The sequence below is a fragment of the Nocardioides sp. genome, assembly GCF_016462705.1.
Taxonomy (GTDB): Bacteria; Actinomycetota; Actinomycetes; order Propionibacteriales; family Nocardioidaceae; genus Nocardioides.
This window is the reverse complement of sequence record NZ_JAEMSS010000011.1, coordinates 1-23,090: the sequence shown is the minus strand read 5'-3', so window position 1 is coordinate 23,090 and position 23,090 is coordinate 1. Positions and strand designations below refer to the sequence as shown.

Annotated in this window: 23 protein-coding genes; 14 read left to right on the top strand and 9 right to left on the bottom strand. The window is 73.0% G+C overall.

Annotated features, from left to right (window positions below; genetic code table 11):
- The first annotated feature begins 6 nt into the window (after positions 1-6).
- Genes JHD21_RS02655 through JHD21_RS02640 form a run of 4 tightly spaced genes read left to right on the top strand, consistent with a single transcriptional unit; the run spans position 7 to position 3,067 of the window.
- Positions 7-648 carry a response regulator transcription factor gene (locus JHD21_RS02655; protein WP_292671448.1) on the top strand — a complete coding sequence of 214 codons (642 nt, stop codon included), beginning with the start codon at positions 7-9 and terminating at the stop codon, positions 646-648.
- A 13-nt stretch (positions 649-661) separates the two neighbouring features.
- On the top strand, positions 662-1,279 hold the full coding sequence (locus JHD21_RS02650; protein ID WP_292671422.1) for a hypothetical protein: 618 nt from the start codon (positions 662-664) through the stop codon (positions 1,277-1,279).
- Positions 1,276-2,163 (top strand): arylamine N-acetyltransferase, encoded by an 888-nt coding sequence (locus tag JHD21_RS02645; RefSeq protein WP_292671421.1) that lies wholly within the window; start codon positions 1,276-1,278, stop codon positions 2,161-2,163. The genes JHD21_RS02650 and JHD21_RS02645 overlap by 4 nt, the downstream gene beginning before the upstream one ends.
- A 19-nt stretch (positions 2,164-2,182) precedes the next feature.
- Positions 2,183-3,067, top strand: a complete 885-nt coding sequence (locus JHD21_RS02640; protein WP_292671420.1) for a hypothetical protein — start codon at positions 2,183-2,185, stop codon at positions 3,065-3,067.
- Here JHD21_RS02640 and glpK read toward each other — a convergent pair.
- Both glpK and JHD21_RS02630 read right to left on the bottom strand, forming a co-directional pair.
- Positions 3,064-4,563, bottom strand: coding sequence for a glycerol kinase GlpK (gene glpK / locus JHD21_RS02635; RefSeq protein ID WP_292671419.1), 1,500 nt, complete (start codon positions 4,561-4,563; stop codon positions 3,064-3,066). The genes JHD21_RS02640 and glpK overlap by 4 nt on opposite strands.
- Before the next feature lie 2 nt (positions 4,564-4,565).
- A complete protein-coding gene (locus JHD21_RS02630; RefSeq protein ID WP_292671418.1) occupies positions 4,566-5,390 on the bottom strand; it encodes a DUF1028 domain-containing protein in 825 nt (274 codons plus the stop codon).
- 119 nt (positions 5,391-5,509) lie between these two features.
- Between JHD21_RS02630 and JHD21_RS02625 the strand changes: the two genes are divergently transcribed.
- The 3 genes from JHD21_RS02625 to JHD21_RS02615 all read left to right on the top strand — a co-directional run bounded on the left by JHD21_RS02625 (position 5,510) and on the right by JHD21_RS02615 (position 8,159).
- A complete protein-coding gene (locus JHD21_RS02625; RefSeq protein ID WP_292671416.1) occupies positions 5,510-6,538 on the top strand; it encodes a 6-phosphofructokinase in 1,029 nt (342 codons plus the stop codon).
- Positions 6,539-6,615: 77 nt separating this feature from the next.
- Entirely contained in the window at positions 6,616-7,140 is a 525-nt protein-coding gene (locus tag JHD21_RS02620; protein WP_292671415.1) for a SigE family RNA polymerase sigma factor, read from the top strand.
- Positions 7,141-7,151: 11 nt separating this feature from the next.
- On the top strand, positions 7,152-8,159 hold the full coding sequence (locus JHD21_RS02615; protein WP_292671414.1) for a hypothetical protein: 1,008 nt from the start codon (positions 7,152-7,154) through the stop codon (positions 8,157-8,159).
- A 22-nt stretch (positions 8,160-8,181) separates the two neighbouring features.
- On the opposite strand, the gene JHD21_RS02610 is transcribed toward JHD21_RS02615, so the two are convergent.
- The gene (locus tag JHD21_RS02610) at positions 8,182-8,940 is read right to left on the bottom strand and encodes an endonuclease/exonuclease/phosphatase family protein (protein ID WP_292671412.1); all 759 of its coding nucleotides are present in this window, start codon (positions 8,938-8,940) and stop codon (positions 8,182-8,184) included.
- Positions 8,941-8,977: 37 nt separating this feature from the next.
- On the opposite strand from JHD21_RS02610, the gene JHD21_RS02605 reads away from it, so the two are divergent.
- The 4 genes from JHD21_RS02605 (at position 8,978) to JHD21_RS02590 (ending at position 13,577) form a co-directional block, all read left to right on the top strand.
- Positions 8,978-9,565 (top strand): hypothetical protein, encoded by a 588-nt coding sequence (locus JHD21_RS02605; RefSeq protein WP_292671410.1) that lies wholly within the window; start codon positions 8,978-8,980, stop codon positions 9,563-9,565.
- A 37-nt stretch (positions 9,566-9,602) separates the two neighbouring features.
- Positions 9,603-11,075, top strand: a complete 1,473-nt coding sequence (locus JHD21_RS02600) for an APC family permease (RefSeq protein ID WP_292671409.1) — start codon at positions 9,603-9,605, stop codon at positions 11,073-11,075.
- A gap of 72 nt (positions 11,076-11,147) precedes the next feature.
- The gene (locus tag JHD21_RS02595) at positions 11,148-12,488 is read left to right on the top strand and encodes a class II 3-deoxy-7-phosphoheptulonate synthase (RefSeq protein WP_292671407.1); all 1,341 of its coding nucleotides are present in this window, start codon (positions 11,148-11,150) and stop codon (positions 12,486-12,488) included.
- 87 nt (positions 12,489-12,575) lie between these two features.
- Positions 12,576-13,577: a GntG family PLP-dependent aldolase gene (locus JHD21_RS02590; RefSeq protein WP_292671406.1), complete on the top strand. Its 1,002-nt coding sequence runs from the start codon at positions 12,576-12,578 to the stop codon at positions 13,575-13,577.
- A 47-nt stretch (positions 13,578-13,624) separates the two neighbouring features.
- Here the strand turns inward: JHD21_RS02590 and JHD21_RS02585 are convergent, their stop codons facing one another.
- The 4 genes from JHD21_RS02585 to pknB all read right to left on the bottom strand — a co-directional run bounded on the left by JHD21_RS02585 (position 13,625) and on the right by pknB (position 19,105).
- Positions 13,625-14,812, bottom strand: coding sequence for a hypothetical protein (locus JHD21_RS02585; protein ID WP_292671405.1), 1,188 nt, complete (start codon positions 14,810-14,812; stop codon positions 13,625-13,627).
- 61 nt (positions 14,813-14,873) lie between these two features.
- A complete protein-coding gene (gene aroF / locus JHD21_RS02580) occupies positions 14,874-15,929 on the bottom strand; it encodes a 3-deoxy-7-phosphoheptulonate synthase (protein WP_292671404.1) in 1,056 nt (351 codons plus the stop codon).
- A gap of 224 nt (positions 15,930-16,153) precedes the next feature.
- A complete protein-coding gene (locus JHD21_RS02575) occupies positions 16,154-17,044 on the bottom strand; it encodes a DMT family transporter (RefSeq protein WP_292671403.1) in 891 nt (296 codons plus the stop codon).
- 12 nt (positions 17,045-17,056) lie between these two features.
- Positions 17,057-19,105 carry a Stk1 family PASTA domain-containing Ser/Thr kinase gene (gene pknB, locus JHD21_RS02570; protein ID WP_292671401.1) on the bottom strand — a complete coding sequence of 683 codons (2,049 nt, stop codon included), beginning with the start codon at positions 19,103-19,105 and terminating at the stop codon, positions 17,057-17,059.
- 144 nt (positions 19,106-19,249) lie between these two features.
- Here pknB and JHD21_RS02565 point away from each other — a divergent pair, with 144 nt between their 5' ends.
- From JHD21_RS02565 to JHD21_RS02555, 3 genes are read left to right on the top strand one after another with little or no spacing between them, the layout of a single operon-like run.
- Positions 19,250-19,621 carry an Rv2175c family DNA-binding protein gene (locus JHD21_RS02565; protein WP_292671399.1) on the top strand — a complete coding sequence of 124 codons (372 nt, stop codon included), beginning with the start codon at positions 19,250-19,252 and terminating at the stop codon, positions 19,619-19,621.
- Between the two features lie 12 nt (positions 19,622-19,633).
- On the top strand, positions 19,634-20,131 hold the full coding sequence (locus tag JHD21_RS02560; RefSeq protein WP_292671398.1) for a ribonuclease domain-containing protein: 498 nt from the start codon (positions 19,634-19,636) through the stop codon (positions 20,129-20,131).
- Entirely contained in the window at positions 20,128-20,532 is a 405-nt protein-coding gene (locus JHD21_RS02555; RefSeq protein ID WP_292671397.1) for a barstar family protein, read from the top strand. Before JHD21_RS02560 ends, JHD21_RS02555 begins: the two co-directional genes overlap by 4 nt.
- Before the next feature lie 9 nt (positions 20,533-20,541).
- On the opposite strand, the gene JHD21_RS02550 is transcribed toward JHD21_RS02555, so the two are convergent.
- Together JHD21_RS02550 and helR are read right to left on the bottom strand one after the other, a co-directional pair.
- Positions 20,542-20,874, bottom strand: coding sequence for an antibiotic biosynthesis monooxygenase (locus JHD21_RS02550; protein ID WP_292671395.1), 333 nt, complete (start codon positions 20,872-20,874; stop codon positions 20,542-20,544).
- 4 nt (positions 20,875-20,878) lie between these two features.
- Positions 20,879-23,056: an RNA polymerase recycling motor ATPase HelR gene (helR, locus tag JHD21_RS02545; RefSeq protein WP_292671393.1), complete on the bottom strand. Its 2,178-nt coding sequence runs from the start codon at positions 23,054-23,056 to the stop codon at positions 20,879-20,881.
- Positions 23,057-23,090: the final 34 nt, after the last annotated feature.

Below are 23,090 nucleotides of genomic sequence, written 5' to 3'. Positions count from 1 at the left end.
CGGGTGATGGTCGTCGACGACCACCCGATGTGGCGCGACGCCGTCGAGCGCGACCTCCGGGCCGCCGGCTTCGAGGTCGTCGGCGTCGCCGCCAACGGCACGGAGGCGCTGGCCCGGTTCCCCGCCTGCCGGCCCCACGTGGTGGTGCTGGACCTGCAGATCCCCGGCCCCAACGGCGTCGAGGTGACCGCCGAGGTCCTCCGTCAGGACCCCGGTGCCCGGGTGCTGATCCTCTCCGCCTCGGGCGAGCAGGGGGACGTGCTCGACGCGGTGAAGGCCGGAGCCACCGGCTACCTGGTGAAGTCGGCGTCCCGGGCCGAGCTGCTCGACGCCGTACGCCGGGTGGCCGCCGGTGACACCGTCTTCACGCCCGGCCTCGCGGGGCTGGTGCTGGGCGAGTTCCGCCGCCTCAACGAGTCCGGGCCGCAGCCCGACTCGTCCGAGCCGGCGCTCACCGAGCGCGAGACGGAGGTGCTCCGGATGGTCGCGAAGGGCATGTCCTACAAGCAGATCGCCGAGCGCCTGGTCCTCTCGCACCGGACCGTCCAGAACCATGTGCAGAACACCCTCCGCAAGCTGCAGATGCACAACCGCGTGGAGCTCACCCGCTACGCGATCCAGCAGGGACTCGACGAGCCCGACGACTGACAGGAGAACCACCATGTCCCAGAAGCCCGACCGCCGACCGTCCGCGGCCCTGATCGTCTCGGCGCTGGCGCTCGTCGTGGCCCTGGGCGGCACGGCGTACGCCGCTGTCCAGCTTCCCAAGAACAGCGTGGGCGCAGCCCAGATCAAGAAGAACGCAGTGCGGTCAGGTGAGGTCAAGAACGGCTCGCTCAAGGCCAGGGACCTCAAGAAGGGTGCGGCCGACCCGGCCGTGACCGTCCTCGCGGTCAACCAGGCGCTGGTCCCGATCACCGCGGACGTCAACGCGCCCAACCGCACCGTGGTGCGCACGCTGGACCTGGCGGCCGGCTCCTACTACGTGGAGGCCGCGGTCTTCGTGGAGAACCTGAGCGGCGCGCAGATCGGTGAGCCGAGGTGCTTCCTGCGCTCCACGGGGGCGACGCTGGCGGGTGGGACGATGGGCTTCTACGCGCTGCTGCGGCCGGACACGGGCTCCGACGTCTACCGCGACCAGTTCCAGCTCGACGCTGCTTTCAGGCTCCCCGCCGCCGGCACCGTCCTGGTCGAGTGCACCAAGCAGAGCGGCGCCCAGAGCGTGTCCGCCGCTGCCTCGATGTCCGCGATCCGGGTCGGGGCCGTCGCGGCACCGTGAGACCCGGAGCAGGCCCGGCCGGGGCGCACGCCTACCTGGCGCGGATCGACGTCGACCCGGGGCTGCCCCCGACCCTCGAGACCCTCCGTCGGGTCCACCGGGCACATCTCGACGCCGTGCCCTACGAGAACCTCGGGATCATGCTCGCCAACCTCCTCGGCGGCACCCCGCCATCGACGGCCGTCGAGGACTGCCTGAGGCGGGTGGCGACGGTCGGTCGCGCCGGGTACTGCTTCCACCAGAACACGGCCCTGGGTGCCGGGCTCGAGGCGCTCGGCTTCGACGTGAGCCACCGGCACGGGCACGTCTGGACGCGGCCGGAGCACCGTGGGGGCGCCGAGCTCAACCACCTCGTGCTCGTCGTCTCCGGGCTGCCGACCGGCGAGAACCCCGGTGGCCGCTGGTGGCCGGACGCGGGGCTGGGCGAGGGCTTCCGGGACCCGGTGGCACTGGTCGACGGACCGTTCGAGGACGGCGGCTTCGGCCACGCCCTGGACGGCGTGACCCCGGACGGCTGGTCCTTCACCCACGCCTCGGGGGGCACCTTCCGCGGGATCGAGGTGACACCTCGGCCCGTCGACGACGACGGCATCGCCTCGGCCCACGCGGAGCTGTCGACCCCGCCGGACGGCGTCTTCACCCGGGTCCTCGTGGTGCAGCGGCGCCGGGACACGCACTACGACTCCCTGCGCGGTTGCGTGCTGAGCCGGGTCGGCGGCTCCTCCCGGGTCGAACGCGACGTCACCTCGTACACCGACTGGCGCAACGCCCTCGTCACGGTGCTGAGGGTGCCCGTGGACGACGTCCCGGCGGACGATCTCGAGGCGCTCTGGTCGAGCGTCCGAGGAGCTCACGACGCATGGGACGCGGCCGGCCGGCCCTGACGCTGGAATGATCGGGACGATGACCGACGACCTGCTCAGCATCGCCGACGAGCTTTACGCCCTGGGCCTGGGCGACTTCACCCCCGCCCGGGACGCGAAGGCCAAGGAGCTCAAGGGCACCGACCTGGCGCCGCGGGTCAAGGCGCTCAAGAAGCCCTCGCTGGCCGCCTGGGTGGTCAACCTGCTGGTCAGGCACGAGACCGAGCAGGTCGAGCAGGTCCTCACCGTCGGCGCGGCCCTGCGCGAGGCGCAGGCCGCGATGTCCGGTGACGAGCTGCGGGCGCTGACCAGGCAGCGCCGCCAGCTCACGGCCGCGGTCACCACCCGGGCCCGGGCACTGGCCCGTGAGCACGGGCAGAAGGTCACCGACGCCGTCGCCGACCAGGTCGAGGCCACCCTCACCGCGTCGATGGTCGACCAGGGTTGCGCGGCCGCGGTGCGCAGCGGTCTCCTCGTGGCAGCGTTGTCGTCGACCGGGGTCGACGCCGTGGCGTTGGACCAGGCCGTGGCCGTGCCCGAGGCGCTCGGATTCGAGGCGCCCGCCCGCGAGGCGGACGCTCCCACGAAGCCGGACCTGCACGTCGTCCCCGACCCCGACCAGGACGAGAAGGCCCGGGCTGCCGCGCAGGAGCAGCTGGATGCGGCCGAGGACAGCCTGGCCGAGGCCTCCGATGCCCTCGAGACCGCGGCGGCCGAGCTCGTCGAGCTCGAGGCCCGCTCGATGCAGGTCCAGGCCGAGATCGACGAGCTCAAGCGCAGGATCGCCGAGCTCGAGGAGACCGCGGACGAGGTCGACGACGCGATCGCGGAGGCCGAGGACGCCCGGGACGAGGCGCAGGAAGCGGTCACCGAGGCCACCCGCGAGCGGGACGCCGCCGCGAGGAGGCTGGACAGGCTCAGCTAGTGCCCTGACCCAGCCCAGCCCTTCGACCGCTCGACGGCGTCCTTCCACCGGGTGTGGGCGGCGTCGGCGGCCGAGCGGTCGGCGGAGGGGGTGAACGACCGGTCGAGCTGCCACGTCTCGCGCAGGTCGTCGGCCGACGCCCAGACACCAGTGCCGAGCCCGGCCAGGAACGCCGCGCCCAGCGCCGTCGTCTCGACGAGCCTGGGCCGCTCCACCGGGACGCCCAGCTGGTCGGCCTGCAGCTGGCAGAGCAGGTCGTTGGCCGACGCCCCGCCGTCCACCCGCAACGTGGCCAGGCCGGTGGCGTCCGGCCCTCCGGCGGTCATCGTCTCCAGCACGTCGCGCACCTCGAAGGCGATCGCCTCGAGGGTTGCCCGGACGAGGTGCGCCCGGGTGGTGCCGCGGGTGATGCCGATGATGAGCCCGCGGGCGTGCGGGTCCCAGTGCGGTGCGCCGAGGCCGGTGAGCGCCGGGACGAAGACCACTCCGTCGGTCGAGTCGACGGTCGAGGCGATCGCCGCCGTCTCGGCTGCGGAGCCGACGATCTGCAGCCCGTCGCGCAGCCACTGCACGGCCGCACCGGTCACGAAGATGGCGCCCTCGAGCGCGTAGGTGAGGTCGCCGTCGGGAGAGCGCCAGGCCGCGGTCGAGAGCAGTCCGGCGTCGGAGCGCTGCAGCGACGGCCCCGTGTTGGTGAGGATGAACGAGCCGGTGCCGTAGGTGCACTTCGAGTCGCCCACGTCGAAGCAGGTCTGGCCGAACAGGGCCGACTGCTGGTCGCCGGCGACCCCCGCGATGGGCAGCCCGAGACCCAGGAACGACGAAGGCTCGGTCGTGGCGATCTCGCCCCAGTTGGGAACCAGGTCGGGCAGGGCGTCACGCGGGACGCCGAAGATCGAGCACAGCTCGTCTGACCAGTCGCCGGCGGCGAGGTCGAAGAGCAGGGTGCGCGAGGCGTTGGACACGTCGGTGACGTGCCACGTGCCTCGGGTCATCCGGGCGATGAGGTAGGAGTCGACGGTGCCGATCGCGTAGCGGCCGGACTCCACCAGCGCCCAGGTGTGCGGCTCGTTCTCCGCGAGCCAGACCAGCTTCGTGCCGGAGAAGTAGGGGTCGAGGCGCAGCCCGGTCAGCTCGGTGACCCGGTCCTCGTGCCCCTCGTCACGCAGCCGGGTGCAGATGTCGGCGGTACGCCGGTCCTGCCAGACGATCGCGCGGCGCGGGGAGCCCAGCGTCTCCCGGTCCCAGATCACCACCGTCTCGCGCTGGTTGGTGATCCCGATGCCCCGGAGCTCGGAGGAGTCGACCTGGGCGAGCGCCGCCCGGGTGGCCTCGAGGGTCGCCTGCCAGATCTCCTCGGGACTGTGCTCGACCCAGCCCGGCTGGGGGAAGTGCTGGGCGAACTCCTCGTACCCCTTGGCCGCGATCCGCCCGTCCGGGGTGACCACGACGGCGGTCACGCCGGTCGTGCCGGCGTCGATGGCCAGGATGCTCACGCTCAGCCCTCCTGGTTCGCCCGGACCACGTCGAGGACCTGTCGGTCGATCCAGCCCAGGTCGGGGTCCACCCGCATCTCGTAGTTCTCGGTGCCGACCCACTCGTGGAAGTCGGCGTGGCCCTGGGCTCGCGCGAACGCCTGGAGCTCCTCACCGAGAGCCGCGGTCACCGGCACCTTCTCCTCATCCGTCGAGGCGGTGAGGTAGAGGTCGTTGAGGTCGAGCAGCCGGGCGAGCTCGGGGATCGGGGTGGCGTGGTCGTCGACGCGCAGGTCCACCGCGATGTCGTCGCCCCCGCCGTAGCCGGCCCCCTCGCGGACGACCAGGAGCGCCGCCGACTGGCGGCCCCGTTTGTCGCCACCGGCGTCGTCGCCCGCCGTCAGCGCGGCGAGCAGCCGGTGCGCCAGCGGGAGGTCGGGGGAGGAGGCGTGCCACGCGGCGACCATCGCCAGCACCACGTCCTCGCCGGCGAGGCAGTTGCCCTGGACGGCGAAGCCCTCGCCGGTCTCGCCGCCGGCCCAGTCGATGCAGGCGTGCCCCGTGTGGGTCGCGGCGCCGCCCTCGACGTCGACGATCCCGACCTGCCGGTGGTCGCGTCCCTCGTCCTCCTCGAGCAGCCGGGTCAGCGCGACCGAGGCGGTCGCTCCCGCGTCGAGGTGGGCCAGCGCGAGGCCCTTGTAGGCGACGTTGGCGTCGGCCTGGGTCGCGATCGCCCCCACTCCCGCCACGGCGGCCGGGACGGCCGAGCCGACGGCGAGGAACTTCGAGGCGACGGCGACCCCCCAGGACTCCCCGTCGGCGGACCTGGCCACGATCGAGAACGTCATGGGCACGGACCTTAGTGCCCAGCGGTGGGCAGGTCTTCCGGCCCTGGACGCGACGTCGGGTTGCGCTAGTGTCAGCGACGACTTGAACGATCCAATCCAGGCCTGATCCAGGAGCTCACATGCGCGTCGGCGTACTCACGGGAGGCGGGGACTGCCCCGGCCTCAATGCGGTCATCCGGGCGGTCGTCCGCCAAGGGGTGAAGACCCACGGCTTCGAGTTCGTCGGCTTCCGCGACGGCTGGAAGGGCCCGCTCGAGGGCCTGACCATGGAGCTCGGCATCAAGGAGTGCCGCGGGATCCTCCCACGCGGCGGCACCATCCTCGGCTCCTCGCGCACCAACCCGTTCAAGATCGACGACGGCGTCGAGCGGATCCAGGCCAACCTCGCCTCGTCCGGGGTCGACGCCCTGGTCGCGATCGGCGGCGAGGACACCCTCGGGGTCGCCACCAAGCTCGCCGACCTGGGCGTCCACGTGGTCGGCGTGCCCAAGACCATCGACAACGACCTGTCCGGCACGGACTTCACGTTCGGCTTCGACACCGCCGTCAACATCGCGACGGAGGCGATCGACCGGCTGCACACGACCGCCGAGTCCCACCACCGGGTCCTCGTCGTCGAGGTGATGGGCCGGCACGCCGGCTGGATCGCGCTCCACTCCGGCATCGCGGGCGGCGCGAGCGCGGTCCTGATCCCGGAGCAGCCCTTCGACATCGAGGCGGTGTGCGCCCACGTCGAGACCCGGTTCCAGACCCAGTACGCGCCGATCATCGTCGTCTCCGAGGGCGCCGTGCCCGCGGAGGGCGGCGACATGACGGTCACCTCCGGTGAGCTCGACGCGTTCGGGCACGTCCGGCTCGGCGGCATCGGCGACCGGCTCGCCCGGGAGATCGAGCAGCGCACCGGCAAGGAGGCCCGCGCCGTCGTGCTCGGTCACATCCAGCGGGGCGGCACCCCGACGGCGTTCGACCGGTGGCTGGCCACCCGCTTCGGGCTGCAGGCCATCGACGCCGTCGCCGACGGGGACTTCGGCAAGATGGTCGCGCTCCGGGGGACCGACATCATCCGGGTCCCGCTCAGCGAGGGCACCGCCCAGCTGAAGCTCGTCAGCCCGAAGGAGTACGCCGAAGCGGCCGTGTTCTTCGGCTGACAGAACCGAACCCCGCCGCCCTGCGTAGAGACAGGTGAGACGCCAGCCCATCGCTGGTGCATGAGGACGGGGGAGTGGTGGCACGGTCGACCGGCGGGCAGATCGACGGGGAGTTCGACGAGTTCGCGGCCGCGGCCTGGCCGCGGCTGCGGAGGTCGGCGTACCTCCTCACCGGCGACCATCACCTCGCCGAGGACCTGACCCAGACCGCCCTGGTGCGCACCTACGCCAACTGGCGACGGGTGCGTCGCGCCGACGCGCTGGCCTACGCCCGGAAGATCCTGGTCAACGCCAACATCGACCGGCTCCGGCGCCGGCGGATGCTGGAGGTGGGCGACGGCGACCACGGGACCGACCTCGGCCAGGTGGCGGGCCGGCCCGACGAGCGCGCCGACGAGCGCGACGAGCTGGTCCGGCTGCTCCGCACGCTGACCGACCGCGAACGGCGGGTCGTGGTGCTCAGGCACTACTTCGACCTGTCCGAGCGGGAGGTGGCCGACGAGCTCGCCATCGCCACCGGCACGGTGAAGAGCACCCTCGCCCGGGCGCTGTCGAAGCTGCGCGTCTCGACCGACTCAATCCAGGAAGTGGTGGGACAGTGAACGAGACCCCGATGACACGGACGATCGAGCAGCTCGAGCGGGACCTGCGGCAGCCGCCCGCGGAGCTGGTCACCGCACCGGTCCTCGCCGAGATCAGGAGCCGCGGGCGGGCCCGGCGGCGCAACCGGCTCGCGGCGTACGCGGGAGGTGCGGCCGCGGGGATCGTGGCGGCGGGCCTCCTCGTGGGCGTGGTGGTCGACGACAGCGACGTCAGGGACCGGGCGCCGGTCGCCACGTCGCCGGAGCAGCCACGCGAGCTGTCGCCCCTGGCCCAGCGGGCGCTGCGCGAGATCCCCGGCGCGGTCCAGGTCTCCGACTGGGAGGTGCTGCTTCCGACGCCTGGCGCCGGCCGCGCGTCCGGTGGCAGCGAGAAGGTTCCGGCGGAGTACATCGACGCGGGACCCGTGGACATCGGTGCGCGGCACTACACCGGGGTGACCGCGTTCAAGCCCGGCGCCTTCCCCGCCTGGCTGTACGACGGCGTCCAGGACATCGAGATGAACGAGCTCGGCAGCGAGGAGGAGGGCTACCCGGTCGGCTCGACCGAGATGGGGATCATCGTCGACGCGGGCCCGATGGACCTGGGCTGCATGCAGCCGCTGCCCCGGTGGAGCGACGGGGACGCGGACACCGAGGGCGGCGCGTGCTTCCCCGCGATGCTCGGTCAGGCCGGTGACTCGCGCACCTACGAGTGGGGGATGGGGACCGACGACTTCCTGAAGGAGGGCGAGGGTCTCGAGCTCTTCTCCACCGACACCTACACCAGCGGGGCGCCGCAGACGGTCTGGATCGGCGGCACCGACGGCACGGAGGTCGCCACGGTCGACCTGGTCGCCACGGACGGGACGGTGGTCGAGGCCGCCGTGGCCGCGGGCACCCTCGTCCCCGGCGAGACCATGTTCTGGGGCACGGTGACGGGTGAGCTCGCCGTGGCGGTCACCCGGAGCGCCGACGGCGAGGTCCTCGAGCGGCACGAGGTCAAGCCGTGCTCCGACCCCGTCGACTGCGAGGTGCGCTGATCCGGCCCGAGCCCCAGCCGGCTCACCGCAGCTCGGCGACCAGCGCCTGGTGGTCCGACAGCGGCAGTCGGACGGCTTCTGACGCCGTGGCGGCGAGGTCTCCGCTGGTGAGCACGTGGTCCAGCTGCTCGCTCGGCGCGTCGGCCGGGAACGTCGGGTGCCGGGCGGCCGGTGTGAGGCCGGAGATCCGCACCGCACGACGCAGGTCCATGTTGAGGTCGCCCATCAGCACGAGCGGACCCTCGGTCGCGGCCAGTGCGGCGGTCAGCGACCGCAGCTGGCGCCCGTTCCACCACCTGACGAACGACAGGTGGGTGCAGGCCACGGTCACCGTGCCGCCAGGTGCCTCGACCGTGGCGGCGACGGCGACCCGCGGCTCGTCACGCACGAGCGTCGGTCGCAGCTCGCCGCGGAAGCGCATGGGGACGGCGGTGCGCAGCACCGGCAGCCTGACGACCTGCCAGGCCGAGACCGGGTGCCTGCTCAGCAGGGCGACGCCGTACGTCGCCGCGTCCGGCTGCTCCGCCCCGGTGGCGGCGACCCAGGTGGCACCCGGGCTCCCGGTCATCGCGGCCACGAACCGGTGCTCGACCGCCCCCATGGCCTGGGCGGCGACGGCGGTCAGGTCCGCCCCGTGGGACCTCGGCTGGTTGCGGTCCACCTCCTGGAGGGCGAGCACGTCGGCGTCGAGGCGGGCGATCGCGGCGGCGTAGACGTCGACGTCCACCAGGTCGTCGGCGGGGTTGCGGCCGTGCAGGATGTTGAAGGTCGCGAGTCGCATCCGCGGGTCGGTACCCCGCTGCGGGTACCGCTCCCCGGTGACCGATGCTCAGGCGAGGCTGCGCGAGGCGCTCAAGCTGGTGGGGGTCGCCCTCAAGACGGCGGGGGTCCCGTTCGCGCTGGCAGGCAGCTATGCGCTCTGGGCGAGGGGAGCGCCGGAGCCGCACCACGACGTCGACTTCGTGGTGGCGGAGAGCGACCGGGACCAGGCGGCCGAGATCCTCGCGGACGCCGGTCTCCAGGTGGCCGAGCCGCCCGAGGACTGGCTGTTCAAGGTCTACGTCGACGACGTCCTCGTCGACCTGCTGTTCCGGCTCAACGGTGACCCCGTCACCCACGCGGACCTGGCCGACGCCGAGGAGATGGAGGTCGAGTCGGTCCGGCTGCCCGTGCTGGGCGCGACCGTGCTGATCAAGGCGAAGCTCGCCGCTCTGGACGAGCGGGCCTGCGACCTGACCAAGGTGCTGCCGGCCGCGCGCGCGGTCCGCGAGCAGGTCGACTGGGACGACATCGCCGAGGCGACCGCGGACAACCCGTTCGCGGTCGTGACGCTCGACCTGCTCGCCCGGCTCGGGGTCATCGCGCCCAGGAAGGGCGGTCGACAGGACCGTTCGTTCGGTGTCTGATGGGGCGAGTCCACCGCAACTCGGAGCAGGAGACCCCATGACCGTGCAGACCGCCGAGCAGGACGTCAACGGACCGGAGCCGGACCTCAAGCGGGTGATGGGGCCCAGGCTGCTCCTGCTGTTCATCGTGGGCGACATCCTGGGAGCCGGCGTCTACGCCGTCACGGGGCAGATGGCCGGCGTCGTCGGCGGCATCGTCTGGCTGCCGTTCCTCGTCGCCTTCGCGGTGGCCACCCTCACCGCGCTGTCCTACCTCGAGCTCGTGACGAAGTACCCGCAGGCCGCGGGAGCCGCGCTGTACACGCACAAGGCCTTCGGGCTGCACTTCGTGACGTTCCTCGTGGCGTTCGCGGTGATCTGCTCCGGCATCACCAGCGCCTCGACGTCGTCCAACGTGCTGGCCCAGAACCTCACCGGCGGCCTCGAGGCCAACGGCTGGATCGACTCGACCCCCGGCAAGGGCACGATCACCCTCATCGCCCTGGGGTTCATGGTCCTGCTCGCTCTCATCAACCTGCGCGGGGTCGGCGAGTCGGTCAAGTTCAACGTGGTGCTCACGCTGGTGGAGGTCACCGCCCTGACCCTCGTCATCGGCGTCGGGTTCTACGTCATCGCGCAGGGGGACGGCAGCTTCGACCGGGTCACGACCTTCGAGAACCCCGACGACAAGGGCATGTTCCTGGCGGTGACCGCGGCGACCTCGATCGCGTTCTTCGCGATGGTGGGCTTCGAGGACTCGGTCAACATGGTCGAGGAGACGCAGGAGCCGGAGCGGATCTTCCCGCGCACCCTGCTGACCGGCCTGGGCATCGCGGTGGTCATCTACATGCTGGTCGCGGTCTCGGTCGTCACGGTGCTGAGCTCCGAGCAGCTCGCCGAGATCAACGAGGCCGAGGGGCGGGCACTGCTCGAGGTCGTCAAGGTGGGGTCGCCGGACTTCCCGATCGACCGGGTCTTCCCGTTCCTCGCCGTCTTCGCGGTGGCCAACACGGCGCTGATCAACATGTTGATGGCCAGCCGGCTGCTCTACGGACTGGCCCACCAGGACGTGCTGCCCCGGAGCCTCGGCAAGGTCTCGCCCAACACCCGGGCGCCGTGGGCGGGCATCGTCTTCTCGACCCTGCTGGCGCTGGGCCTGATCGTCTACGTCGCCAACCGCGAGGACAACGTCGTCGCCAACCTGGCGAACGTGACGTCGCTCCTGCTGCTCGGCGTCTTCACGGTCGTCAACGTCGCGTGCCTGGTCCTGCGCCGCGACGGGCGCGAGTCGGTCTTCCGGTCGCCCGGCCCCACCCCGGTCGTCGCCGCGGCCGCGTGCCTGTTCCTCATCGGCCCGTGGGTGGACCGCGAGGGCATCGTCTACCGGATCGCCGGCGTGCTGCTGCTGATCGGCGTGGCGCTCTGGGTGCTCACCTGGGCCACCAACCGGGGTGTGCGCGCCCAGCGCACCGGGTTCCGCAACATCGACCACATGGACCAGGAGCCCCCGCCGCCCCGCGAGGAGCGCTGATCCAGGCTGGAGGCTCGTCCACGATCGGGCGACGAGTCGGAGCGGGGAGGCCCTCAGCCGTACGCTTGCGGGGTGACCATCCCCGACCTCGAGACGCTGCGCGCGCTCGGCCCGGCGCAGCAGCCGGCCTACGACGACCCTGCGGCCGTCGACAGCGCCGTCGCGCGGCTGCGCACGATGCCGCCGCTGGTGTTCGCCGGCGAGTGCGACGACCTCAAGGACAAGATCGCCGCGGTGTCGCGCGGTGAGGCGTTCATGCTCATGGGCGGCGACTGCGCGGAGACGTTCGCCGGGGTCACCGCCGACAACGTCCGCAACAAGCTGCGGGTGCTCCTCCAGATGGCCGTCGTGCTGACCTACGCGGCCTCCGTGCCGGTGGTGAAGGTCGGTCGGATCGCCGGCCAGTACGCCAAGCCGCGCTCGTCCGACTTCGAGACCCGCGCCGGCGAGACGCTGCCCGCCTACCGAGGTGACGCCGTCAACGGCTTCGAGTTCACCGCCGAGTCCCGGGTCCCGGACCCACAGCGGCTGGTCGACGTCTACCACTCGTCCGCGGCGACGCTCAACCTCGTGCGGGCGTTCGTGACCGGTGGCTACGCCGACCTGCGCCAGGTGCACACGTGGAACACCGACTTCGTGCGCGAGTCCCCGATCGGCCAGCGCTACGAGCTGGTGGCCGCCGAGATCGAGCGGGCCCTGACGTTCATGCAGGCCATCGGTGCCGACCCCGACGAGTTCCACCGGGTCGACTTCCACACCTGCCACGAGGGCCTGCTGCTCGACTACGAGCACGCCATGACCCGCATCGACTCGCGCACGCAGACGCCGTACGACGTCTCGGCGCACTTCGTCTGGATCGGCGAGCGCACCCGCCAGCTCGACGGCGCCCACGTCGAGCTGTTCCGGCACATCCGCAACCCGATCGGCGTCAAGCTCGGCCCCTCGACGTCGCCGGACGACGCCATCGCACTGGCCGAGAGGCTCAATCCCGACAACGAGCCGGGCCGGCTCACCTTCATCACCCGGTTCGGCGCCGGCAAGATCCGCGACGGCCTCCCGGTGGTGGTCGAGAAGGTCACCGCGTCCGGCGTCGAGGTCGCCTGGGTCTGCGACCCGATGCACGGCAACACCTTCGAGGCGTCGTCGGGCTACAAGACCCGCCGCTTCGACGACGTGATCGACGAGGTCCAGGGGTTCTTCGACGTGCACCGCTCGCTCGGCACCTGGCCCGGAGGCGTCCACGTCGAGCTGACGGGTGACGACGTCACCGAGTGCGTCGGTGGCGGCGAGGACCTCCTCGAGATGGACCTCGGCAACCGCTACGAGTCGGTGTGCGACCCGAGGCTCAACCGGGTGCAGTCGCTCGAGCTCGCCTTCCTCGTCGCGGAGATGTTGCGAGCCCGGTCCGACTGAGCGGAGCTCAGGCGGACCGCGGCGGGCAAGGTCGAGGAGCGGCGCGTCTCGAGACCCAGGTGAGCCGATGCTGGAAGGTGGCGACGAATGATCGACCTCCGTAGCGACACCCTCACCAAGCCCACCGACGCGATGCGTGCCGCCATGGCCAGCGCCGAGGTCGGCGACGACGTCTACGGCGAGGACCCGACGGTCCGGGCGCTCGAGGAGCGGGTCGCGGGGCTGCTCGGCCACGAGGCAGCGTTGTTCACGCCCACCGGCTCGATGGCGAACGTCCTGGCCGTCGGCTCGCTGGTGCAGCCCGGGCAGGAGGTGCTGTGCGAGTCCTCCGCACACATCGCCCGGGCCGAGCTCGGCGCGCACGCGGCGGTCGGGGGCCTGACCATGCGCACCTGGACGCACCCGCGGGGCCAGGTCGACCTGCGCGCGATCTCCGCGATGTTCGCTCCGGACCTGGGGCCGTTCTTCGTGCCCACTGCGGCCATCTCGGTCGAGAACACCCACAACTTCGCCGGGGGAGCGGTGCTCCCTCTCCAGGACCTGCGCGACCTCCACGAGTACGCCGTCGGTGCGGGGGCCCGGGTCCACCTCGACGGCGCCCGGGTGTGGAACGCGCACGTCGCGACCGGGACACCGCTCGCGGACTACGGCGCCGTCGCCGATGTGGTGTCGGTCTGCCTGTCGAAGGGTCTCGGTGCTCCGGTCGGGTCCTTGATGGTCGGGACGAGGGACGCGGTCGCCCAGGCCCGGGTGCGCCGCAAGCACCTCGGCGCCGGCATGCGCCAGGTCGGGATCCTGGCGGCCGCCGGGCTGCACGCGCTCGACCCTGCTCATGGGCACGTGGAGCGGCTGGCCGACGACCACGCGCACGCTCGGCTGCTCGCCGAGGCGTGCGGGGTGGACCCCGCGACCGTCGACACCAACATCGTCGTGGCGCACCGTCCGGACGCCCCGGCCTTCGTCGCCGCCGCGGAGTCCGTCGGCGTGCGGATCTCCGCCGTGGGCCCCACCGCGATCCGACTGGTCACCCACCTCGACGTGACCCGGGCCGACGCCGAGCGGGCCGCGGCGCTGCTGGCCCGCCTCTGAAACGTCGCTGACCCGCCTCTGAACGGCTGTGGGCGGCCGTCGACCGGTCAGCCCGCGAGGTACACGTCGCTGATCGCGGTGAAGTCGCGCCGGGCCGGACCCTGCCCGGGTTCGGTCGTCGTGACGATCTTGAGCACCACCTTGCGCACCTCGACCGGCCCGACCTCGACCGTCTGCAGCGCGCGGCCGTCCTCCAGGTCCTGCCGGACCAGGTCGCCCACCCCGAAGTTCCACGTGACCTGCGTGACCCGCCGGTGTCCGGCGTACCAGTCGAACGTCGTCCCGGTGTCGTCGGTCGCGGTCTTGGCGTAGCCGTTGACGAGGCCGACCTCCGAGATCCTGGTCTTCTCGGGGAAGGTGAAGACCAGCTTGAGCCCGGAGCCGTCACCGGCCGCCCGCCAGGCGGTCTCGGGAACGCCGTCGAGCATGTTGCTGGCGTCGTAGGAGGTGGGGTTGCCGTCGACGTCCTGGGTCGAGGGAGCCGTCCTGGGGGCCTCGGCGCTGGCCTGCGCGGTGTGGTCGACGGGTTCCTGGCCCGGCTCGGCCGGGCCGCCCGCAGTGGGCTCGTCCACGGGGTCGTCATCCCCGCCGAGCGCTCGACCGAGGAGCCAGCCGCCGACGACCAGCACCGCCAGCAGCGCCACGGCGCCGACCACCCACAGCGCGCGGGGTCGCCGACCCTCGTGCCAGTCCTGGTCCCAGTCCTCGTCCCAGTCGTCCTCCGGGTCCTCGCCGTCGGTCTGGCCGTCCCACTCGTCGCCGGGCCCGTCCGCGTCGGTCCACCCGGTCGCTGCGGCGTCCGGCGCGAGCTGGGCCGTGGGCGGCTGCCCGGCGGCGCCCGGGGCGGCGGAGGTCCGGGCCGGCGCGACCTCGTCGGCGAACAGCGGGAACCGCGGCGGCGGAGGAGGCTCGACCACGACCGGTGGCAGCCGCGGCTCGGCGGCCGGGGGACGGACCACGGCCCGGTCCGCGGCCGCGGCGCGGGTGAGCCGTTCGGCGGTGTCGGTCCGCCACTCGGGTTCGCCCGTCGGCCGCTCGGTGTCGCCGTCCTCCCCGAGGGGTCGGCGGACCGAGCCCGGGACGGGGCCTGAGGTGGGGCCCGAGACGGGGTCCGACATGGGGTCCGACATGGGGTCCGAGAGCGGGTCGGCGTGCCGGCCCGCCACCGGATGACCGCAGTTGGTGCAGAACCGGCCGAGGCCGAGGACGTGGCCACATTGCGTGCAGTGCTTCACGGCGCCGCGCCTCCCGGGTCGGTCCCGCCCCCCGGTGCGGGGGATCTGATCGGCGGTCAGCCTATGCGGACGTGGGCCGGACGTGCGCCGCCGCGTCCGCTCGGCCGACGGCCCGGGGGAGGCGCCGGACCGCCTGGGCGAGCTCGCGCAGGTCGGAGCCGGCCAGCGCCTGGGGCCCGTCGCACAGCGCGGTCTCCGGCTGCGGGTGCACGTCCACGATCAGGCCGTCCGCGCCGACGGCGATGGCCGCCCGGGCCAGCGGCACCACCAGGTCCTTGCGCCCGGCGGCGTGCGACGGGTCGACGATGACCGGCAGGTGGCTCGTGGACTGCACGACCGGGACCGAGGAGATGTCGAGGGTGTTCCGCGTGGCCGGCTCGAAGGTGCGGATGCCGCGCTCGCACAGGACCACGTCGAGGTTGCCGCGCTGGGCGATGTACTCCGCCGCCATCAGCCACTCCTCGACGGTGGCCGTCATGCCGCGCTTGAGCAGGACCGGCTTCCCCGCCTCCCCGACAGCCTGCAGCAGCCCGAAGTTGGCCATGTTGCGGGTCCCGACCTGGAGCATGTCCGCGTGCTCGGCGACCGTCGGCACGTCGCGGGCGTCCACGACCTCGGTCACGACCGGCATCCCGGTCGCACCCCGGACGTCGGCCAGGATCTCGAGCCCGGCCACCCCGAGACCCTGGAAGGCGTACGGCGACGTGCGGGGCTTGAAGGCGCCACCACGCAACAGCGTGGCGCCGGCGGTCCGGGCCATGATGGCGGCCTCGTAGGTCTGCTCGTGGCTCTCGACCGCGCACGGACCGGCGATCAGCGTGAAGGTGTCCGGACCGATCGGGACCTGGTGGTCCTGCGGGCCCACCCAGACGGTGGACCGCTCCGGGTGGTGCTGGCGGCTCACGAGCTTGTAGGGGTCGGAGATCCGGTGGACGTCGGCGACCCCCGGCAGCGTGCGCAGGTTGAGGTGGTGGAACGAGTCGATGTCGCCGACCAGGCCGATGATGGTGCGGACCAGACCGCGGGAGACGAACGCCTCCCCGCCGACCTCCTCGACCCTCGCGACCACCGCGGCGACGTCCTCGTCCGTGGCGCCGGGTGCCATCACCACGACCACCGCGCGAACGTACGTGCCGGGTGGCCGCCGGCGGGTCCGGAATCCGGAGTACGGACAGGCGTGACGCAATCGTGATGAGGGCCGGCTCGGCGCCGCGACCGCACGGCGACCGACCGGCGATCGACCGGCGATCGACCGGCGATCGGACCGGCGATCGGACCGGCGATCGGACCGGCGATCGGACCGGCGATCGGACCGGCGATCGGACCGGGCTCACGCGGGGATCACACGGCGAGGTGCTGGACCTCGCCCTCGACCGGGCGGCGTGGAGCGAGCTCGACGGCCAGCATCGCGGCGAGCACCATGAGCCCGCCGAGGACCATCCGCGAGGTCACCCCCTCGCCGCCGAGCAGCACCGCGAAGAACGCCGCGAAGACCGGTTCGGTGCTCATGATGATGGCGGTCCTGGTGGGCGCGAGGTGGGCCTGTGCCCAGGTCTGCGCGAGCAGCGCCAGCGCGCCGGCGACCAGCGCCATGTAGACGACCGCCAGCCAGTCCCGGCCCGACTCGGGCAGGACCACCCCGTCGGGGGCGGTCGCGAGCAGGCAGACGGCCGCGATGACGAGCAGCTGCAGCACCGACATGCCCAGTGCCTCGCCGGGTGTCGACCACGCGCCGAGCCCGACGATGTGCAGCGCGTAGATGAGGGACGCCACCAGCGTGATGGCCTCGCCGTAGCCGACCGAGAACCCGTCAAGGGTGAGCACGCCGAGCCCTGCCGTCGCCAGTGCGACCGCGGCCCACGTGACCGGGGTGACCCGGGTGCGCAGGATCAGCGCGGCGAACAGCGGGGTGGCGACGACGTACATGCCGGTGATGAACCCGGAGACGCTGGCCGCGGTGTGCGCCAGGCCGGCGGTCTGCAGGATCTGGGCGACGCCGTACAGGAGCCCGAGCACCAGGGCGTGCCGGCGCGAGGCCGGCGACAACCGGCGCAGCGCACCCGGCGCCACCGCGGCCATCACCACGCCCGCGATTAGGAACCGCACCGCCAGGAAGTCCAGGGTCGGCACCCGGTCGAGGAGGTCCTTGATCAGGAAGAACGTGCTGCCCCACGCCGCCGTGGTCGCCAGCAGCGCCGCGGTCGCCAGCAGGGACGTACGACGGGAGGCCACCCGGGGAGGGTGTCAGATCAGGTAGAGGGTGATCGTCGAGCCCTTCGGGATCTCCGAGCCCGCGTCGGGGTCCATCGAGAACACGAACCCGAGACCGAGGTAGCCCGGCGCCTCCTCGACGACGACCTCGAACCCCAGGTCGGTGAGGGTCTGGGTCGCCGAGTCGACGCCGGCGGCCACGACGTTGGGGACCTCGACCAGCTCCGGGCCCAGCGAGACCCGCAGGGAGATGGTGTCGCCCTTGTACAGCGTGCCCTCAGCGGGGTCCTGCGCGATCACCAGCCCGGACGCGACGTCGTCGTCGTACTCCTCGGTGCGGTCGACCACGAGACCACGGCGCTCCAGGATCCGCTCGGCCGCGTCGGCGTCCTTGCCGACCCAGTCACCCACGGGGATGGGGCGCCGTCCCTTCGAGACGATGAGGTCGACGATGGCGCCGGGTCGCAGGGTGGTGCCCGACTTGGGGTCGGAGCCGATCACGATGCCCTCGGGGACGGTCTCGGAAAAGACCTCGATCAGCTTGCCGAAGGCCATCTGGGTGTCCAGGATCCGGTCCTGGGCGTCGTCGACGGTCAGGCCCTTGAGCTTGGGCAGCTCGTAGGTCTCCTTGCCGAGCGACACGACGATGGCGACCTTCTCGCCGTCGAGCACCCGGTCGCCGGCGCCGGGGTCGGTGCTGATGACCCGTCCCCGCTTGACCGTGGACGAGTACTCCGGCTCCCCGACGACGACCTCGAGCCCGGCACCCTCCAGGCGCTCCGTGGCGTCCGCCTGGGTCAGCCCGATCACACCGGGTGTCGTCGTGTACCGGGCGAACCCGAACCACCAGGCGCTGGCGCCGACCGCGCTGGCCACCAGGAGCGCGAGCACGAGGAGGATCGGGCCGCGCCGGGACCGCCGCGGACGCCCGGGCCGCTCCCGCGGCCGCCGGGGCCGGCGCGGTGTGCGGACGGGCGGCGGGGTCGGTGCCAGCCGGACCGAGGTCCGCTCGTGCTGCTCGGGCGCCTGGCCGCGGTCCAGCGTCGCGGTGGGCTCCCGGCGGGGGTGCCGCAGCACCTCGGCGGTGTCGTGGGGGTCGGTGGGGACGTTGCTCAGCTCGGCGTCCTCGAAGGTGCTCGCCGGGACTCGCGGAAGCAGGTCGCCGACCAGGTCGGCGTCCTCGCGCACCCCGGCGTTGAGTGCCTGGGTGACGCGGCGGACGTGCTGCAGCAGCACTCCCGCGTCGGCGGGGCGCTGCTCCCGGTCCCGGGCGGTGGCCCGGGCGACCAGGGCGTCGACGTACGCCGGGATGCCGGGGGCGGCCGCCGAGGGCGCCGGCACGTCCTCGTGGACGTGCTTGTAGGCCACCTGGATCGGCGACTCACCCTGGTGTGGCTTGGCCCCGGTGAGCAGCTCGTACAGGATCACCCCGACGCTGTAGACATCGGCGCGCGCGTCCGAGCGGCCCTCGACCACCAGCTCCGGGGCGATGTAGGAGACGGTCCCGATGAGGACGCCGGTCGCGGTGTGCTTGGTGTCGGCGCTGACCGCCTTGGCCAGCCCGAAGTCGGCGACCTTGACCCGTCCGTCGTCGGCGATCAGCACGTTCTCGGGCTTGACGTCGCGGTGGATGAACCCGGCGCGGTGCGCGGCGGCCAGCGCGGAGACGACCGGCTCGAGCAGCGCCAGCGCCCGCGAGGGCGACATCGGCGCCTCCTTGCCGATGGTGTCGCGCAGGGTGTGACCCGGCACGAGCTCCATCGCGAGGAAGACGGTGCCGTCGTCGTTGCCCTGGTCGTAGACGGCCACGACGTTGGGATGGGAGAGCCGCGCCGCGCTGCGGGCCTCGCTCACGAACCGGCTGGCGAACTCGTCGTCGTCGCCCAGCCCCGGGTGCATGACCTTGACCGCGACGGTGCGGTCCAGCCGCAGGTCCATCGCCTCGTAGACGGTGGCCATCCCGCCGCGGGCGATCCGGCCGCTGATCCGGTAGCGGCCGTCGAGGAGCCGCCCCACCAAGGGGTCGCTCCCGCCCGCGGGCTCGCCGCGTGGGGGGTCCGGGGCGTCATGCCGGTCGGACACGTCGACCTCCTGCGTCCGGACGGGGAAGGGCTCCGGATCGCCCCATCGTACGTATCCGGTGCCTCACCCCGGCTCCGACGCTCCGGGAGCCTCGACGGCTCCCCGGGGGCGGCGTGGGCGGCTGCGGGGTGCGACGATTCCCCCATGAGTGAGCTTCCGCTGGCCGAGCACGACCTGGCCGCCCTGGTGGAGGAGTGGCTGGACTGGTCCGAGGCGGGCCGGCTCCTCGGCGTGACCGAGGCCAAGGTGCGCACGATGATCCGCGACCACGAGCTGGCCGCGGCGGTGCCGCGGCCGGGTGCCGGACCGCAGGTGCCGGCCGGGTTCATCCAGGACGGCCTGCCGGTCAAGGGGCTGCCCGGCCTCCTGACGGTGCTCCACGACGGCGGCTACGACGACCGCGAGATCATCGCCTGGCTGCACCTCGACCTCGACCTGCCCGGCCGCCCGATCGACGCCCTGCGGGAGAACCGCGGCTCGGAGGTCAAGCGCCGGGCGCAGGCGATGGCGCTGTAGGAGCCGGCCGCCGTGAAGTGGAACCGCCAGACGGTCATCTGGGTGGCCGCCGTGTTCGGAGCCGTCGCGTTCGTCTCGTTGATGCTGGCGCTGGGTGACCGCGAGTACTCCTTCACCCTCGGCGGCGACGAGCCGTCGAGCACCGCGTCGGCCCAGGGTGCGGCCGGCGGGACGGGCCCGGACGAGGTCGAGACGGGCGACACCGACCCCGAGAGCGGCCTGCCATGGGTGCTCGAGGACGACCTCCCCGTCTTCGCCCAGGGCACCCTGGCGCTCATCGACCAGGGCGGACCCTTCCCGTGCGACAAGGACGGGGTGACCTTCGAGAACCGCGAGGGCATCCTCCCGGACCGCGACCGTGGCTACTACGCGGAGTACACCGTCCTCAGCGCCACGTCCTGCGAGGGACCCCGCGGCGCCCTGCGGATCGTGACCGGCGACGGCGGCGAGTACTACTGGACCGAGGACCACTACGAGTCGTTCGAACGCATCGCCCGGAGGTCGCCGTGAGCGGTCTCGCCGCGGTGCTGGCCGGCAGGCACGACCCCGGCGTCTACCGCTGGCACGCGGCGTTCGAGGCGGACGAGGTCCGGCACGCCGTCGAGCACGCCGGCTGGCGGTTCGGGTACGTCGACGGGTGGCACCACCAGGACAAGCGGGAGGTCCTGACCGCGATCGGCGAGGCGCTGGCCTTCCCGGACTACTACGGGCGCAACCTCGATGCCCTGAACGACTGCCTGCGGGACCTCGAGGGCCGGGTCGTCCTGCTCTGGGACGGGTGGGGGACGCTGGCCCGCGAGGACGCCCGGGCGTTCGGCGCGACGGTCGACGTCCTCGGGGAGTGGTCGGCGACGGTGACCACCCTGCTCCGCGGTGACGGGCCCGAGGTCGACGTACCGTCGCTCGACTGACGACGACTCCTAGGCACCGGGGGTCGAGCCGCCGGCCACCTCGTAGCTCCACACCTCGCTGTGGGTCGAGACCGGCCTCGGCGTGTCGCCGCCGGCGCGCTCGGCCGCGGACCGGTGTCCCTCGGCGAACCCGGGCGAGCCGACCCACGCCTGGAACGCCGCCTCGTCCCGCCACCGGGTGAGGACGAGCCACTGCTCCCGGTCGTCGGTCGGGCGGAGCAGCTCGAACCCCTCGAACCCGTCGGCGTCGTCGACGGCGCCGGCCCGGGCGGCGAACCGATGGGCCAGCTCGTCCCCCGAGCCGCTCGGCACGGTGATGGCGTTGATCTTGATCACGGTCACGCCGTCAGCCTGCCAGGATCACGAGCTGCCGCGTCGCCCGGGTCATCGCGACGTAGCGGTCCACGGCCCCGCGCACACCGGGGCCGAACGACTCCGGTTCGACCAGCACCACCAGGTCGAACTCCAGGCCCTTGGCCAGCTCGGGGGTCGCCGACCGGACCCGCGCCGTCGGGACGAAGCCCGGGTCACCGATGACGCAGGCGGTGCCGTCCGGGTGCTGGGCGAGCCACGACTCGAGAGCCTCGTCGAGGTCGGCGACCGGCCGGTGGACGACCGGGATCCCGCCGCTGCGCACCGACCTCGGGACGTTGGCGTCGGGGAGCGCGGCCCGGATGACCGGCTGGGCCTCGGCCATGATCTCCGTCGGGGTCCGGTAGTTGAGGGTCAGCGAGGCCACCTCGACGCGGTCCAGGCCGACCCGCTCGAGCCGCTCCTGCCAGGACTCGGCGAACCCGTGCCGCGCCTGCGCGCGGTCGCCGACGATGGTGAAGCTCCGGGACGGGCAGCGCGCCAGCAGCATCTGCCACTCCGCGTCGGTGAGCTCCTGCGCCTCGTCGACCACGACGTGCGCGAACGGCCCGGCGAGCGCGTCCGGGTCGGCTCCGCGCACCGCGGCCTGGTCGACGATCACGCTCTGGGCGTCCTCGACCCGCAGCATCGACATCACCCGCATCTCCGAGTCGTCGTCCGCGACGAGGTGGTCGACGACCCGGGCCATCTCCTCGCGCTGCGCGGCCAGCTCCGTCTGCCTGCGCCGTTCGCGACGCACCGCGTCGGGGTCGCCGACCCGCAGCCGAGCCGCGTCCAGCAGCGGCAGGTCGGAGACGGTCCACTCCCGGGGGCTCGCGCGCTGCAGGGTGCGGACCTCGTCGCCGCCGAGCCACGGCGCACTGTGCCGCAGGTACGCCGGCACCGACCAGAGGTCCTCGACGACCTCGGTGGGGTCGAGCAGCGGCCAGGCCTTGTCGAAGGCGGTGGCCAGGTCCCGGTTACGAGCGAGGGCCCGTCTGACCTGGTCGGCCGGCACGTCCTCGTCGCCCTCGGCCTCGTGGTGGTCGGCGAGGTGCTTGTCGACCAGGATCGTGAGCAGCTCCGCCCACACCTGCCCGCGGGCCTCGTTGTGCGGTGTCCCGGGATCAGGCGCTCCGAAGGCCTCGGCCCAGTCCGCGGCGCCGAGCCGGACGTCGCCGTACTCCGTCTCCACGTCGAGTCCCTCGCCCGGCGGCTCCTCGTAGACCCGGACCGCGGGCTCGATGGCCGCCACCAGGGCCGCGGACGACTTCAGCCGGGCGACGTCGGGGTCGGTCTCCGCGAGCGCCGCGGCGCCCTCCGGCACGAGGTCGCGCACCGTGCAGGTCCGGACCCCCTCCTCACCGAGGCTGGGGAGCACGTCGCCGACGTAGGCCAGGTAGGGCTGGTGCGGGCCGACGAACAGCACGCCGCCGCGGCGGTCGCCCAGCCGGGGGTCGGAGTAGAGCAGGTAGGCCGTGCGGTGCAGCGCCACCACGGTCTTGCCCGTGCCCGGCCCGCCGTCGACGACCAGCGCGCCGCGGGACCCCGCCCGGATGATCGCGTCCTGGTCGGCCTGGATGGTCCCGAGCACGTCCCGCATCCGGGGCGACCGGCTGGCACCCAGCTCGGCGATGAAGGCCGACTGGTCGTCCAGGGCGGCCTCGTGCCCGGTGAACCCGTCCGCGGCGAACACCTCGTCCCAGTAGTCGGTGACCCGGCCGAGGGTCCAGCGGTAGCGGCGGCGGCTCGCCAGGCCCATCGGGTCGGCGTGGGTCGCGCCGAAGAACGGCTCGGCCGCCGGCGAGCGCCAGTCGACCAGGAGTCGGCGCCCCGTGGCGTCGCTCATGCCGATCCGGCCGACGTAGACGCGCTCGGAGCCGTCGGCGGGGACCATGTGGCCGAGGCAGAGGTCCAGGCCGAAGCGCCGCAGGGTCCGCAGCCGCGCGGTCAGCCGGTGCACCTCCTGGTCGCGGTCGAGGGCGGCCTGGCCATGGCCGCCCGCCTCCCTGCGGGCACGGTCGAGCCGCTCGGTCAGGTCGGAGATGGACCGGTCGAGGCTCTCCGAGATGGCGGCGAAGTGCTGCTCGTCGTCGGCGACCAGGGCCGGGTCGGCCTTGGCGACGAGGTGGTCGGGCAGGGCGAACGCGCTGGTCGTGGCGCGGTGGGTCACAGGTGGCTCCGAGGGTCAGGGGACGGGGCTGGGG

Coding starts and splice junctions, on each gene's coding strand:
- JHD21_RS02630 (WP_292671418.1), bottom strand. CDS start 5,390: ATGACGTTCTCGATCGTGGCCAGGTCCGCCGACGGGGAGTCCTGGGGG.
- JHD21_RS02615 (WP_292671414.1), top strand. CDS start 7,152: ATGACACGGACGATCGAGCAGCTCGAGCGGGACCTGCGGCAGCCGCCC.
- JHD21_RS02610 (WP_292671412.1), bottom strand. CDS start 8,940: ATGCGACTCGCGACCTTCAACATCCTGCACGGCCGCAACCCCGCCGAC.
- JHD21_RS02650 (WP_292671422.1), top strand. CDS start 662: ATGTCCCAGAAGCCCGACCGCCGACCGTCCGCGGCCCTGATCGTCTCG.
- JHD21_RS02590 (WP_292671406.1), top strand. CDS start 12,576: ATGATCGACCTCCGTAGCGACACCCTCACCAAGCCCACCGACGCGATG.
- JHD21_RS02655 (WP_292671448.1), top strand. CDS start 7: ATGGTCGTCGACGACCACCCGATGTGGCGCGACGCCGTCGAGCGCGAC.
- JHD21_RS02625 (WP_292671416.1), top strand. CDS start 5,510: ATGCGCGTCGGCGTACTCACGGGAGGCGGGGACTGCCCCGGCCTCAAT.
- JHD21_RS02600 (WP_292671409.1), top strand. CDS start 9,603: ATGACCGTGCAGACCGCCGAGCAGGACGTCAACGGACCGGAGCCGGAC.
- JHD21_RS02565 (WP_292671399.1), top strand. CDS start 19,250: ATGAGTGAGCTTCCGCTGGCCGAGCACGACCTGGCCGCCCTGGTGGAG.
- JHD21_RS02640 (WP_292671420.1), top strand. CDS start 2,183: ATGACCGACGACCTGCTCAGCATCGCCGACGAGCTTTACGCCCTGGGC.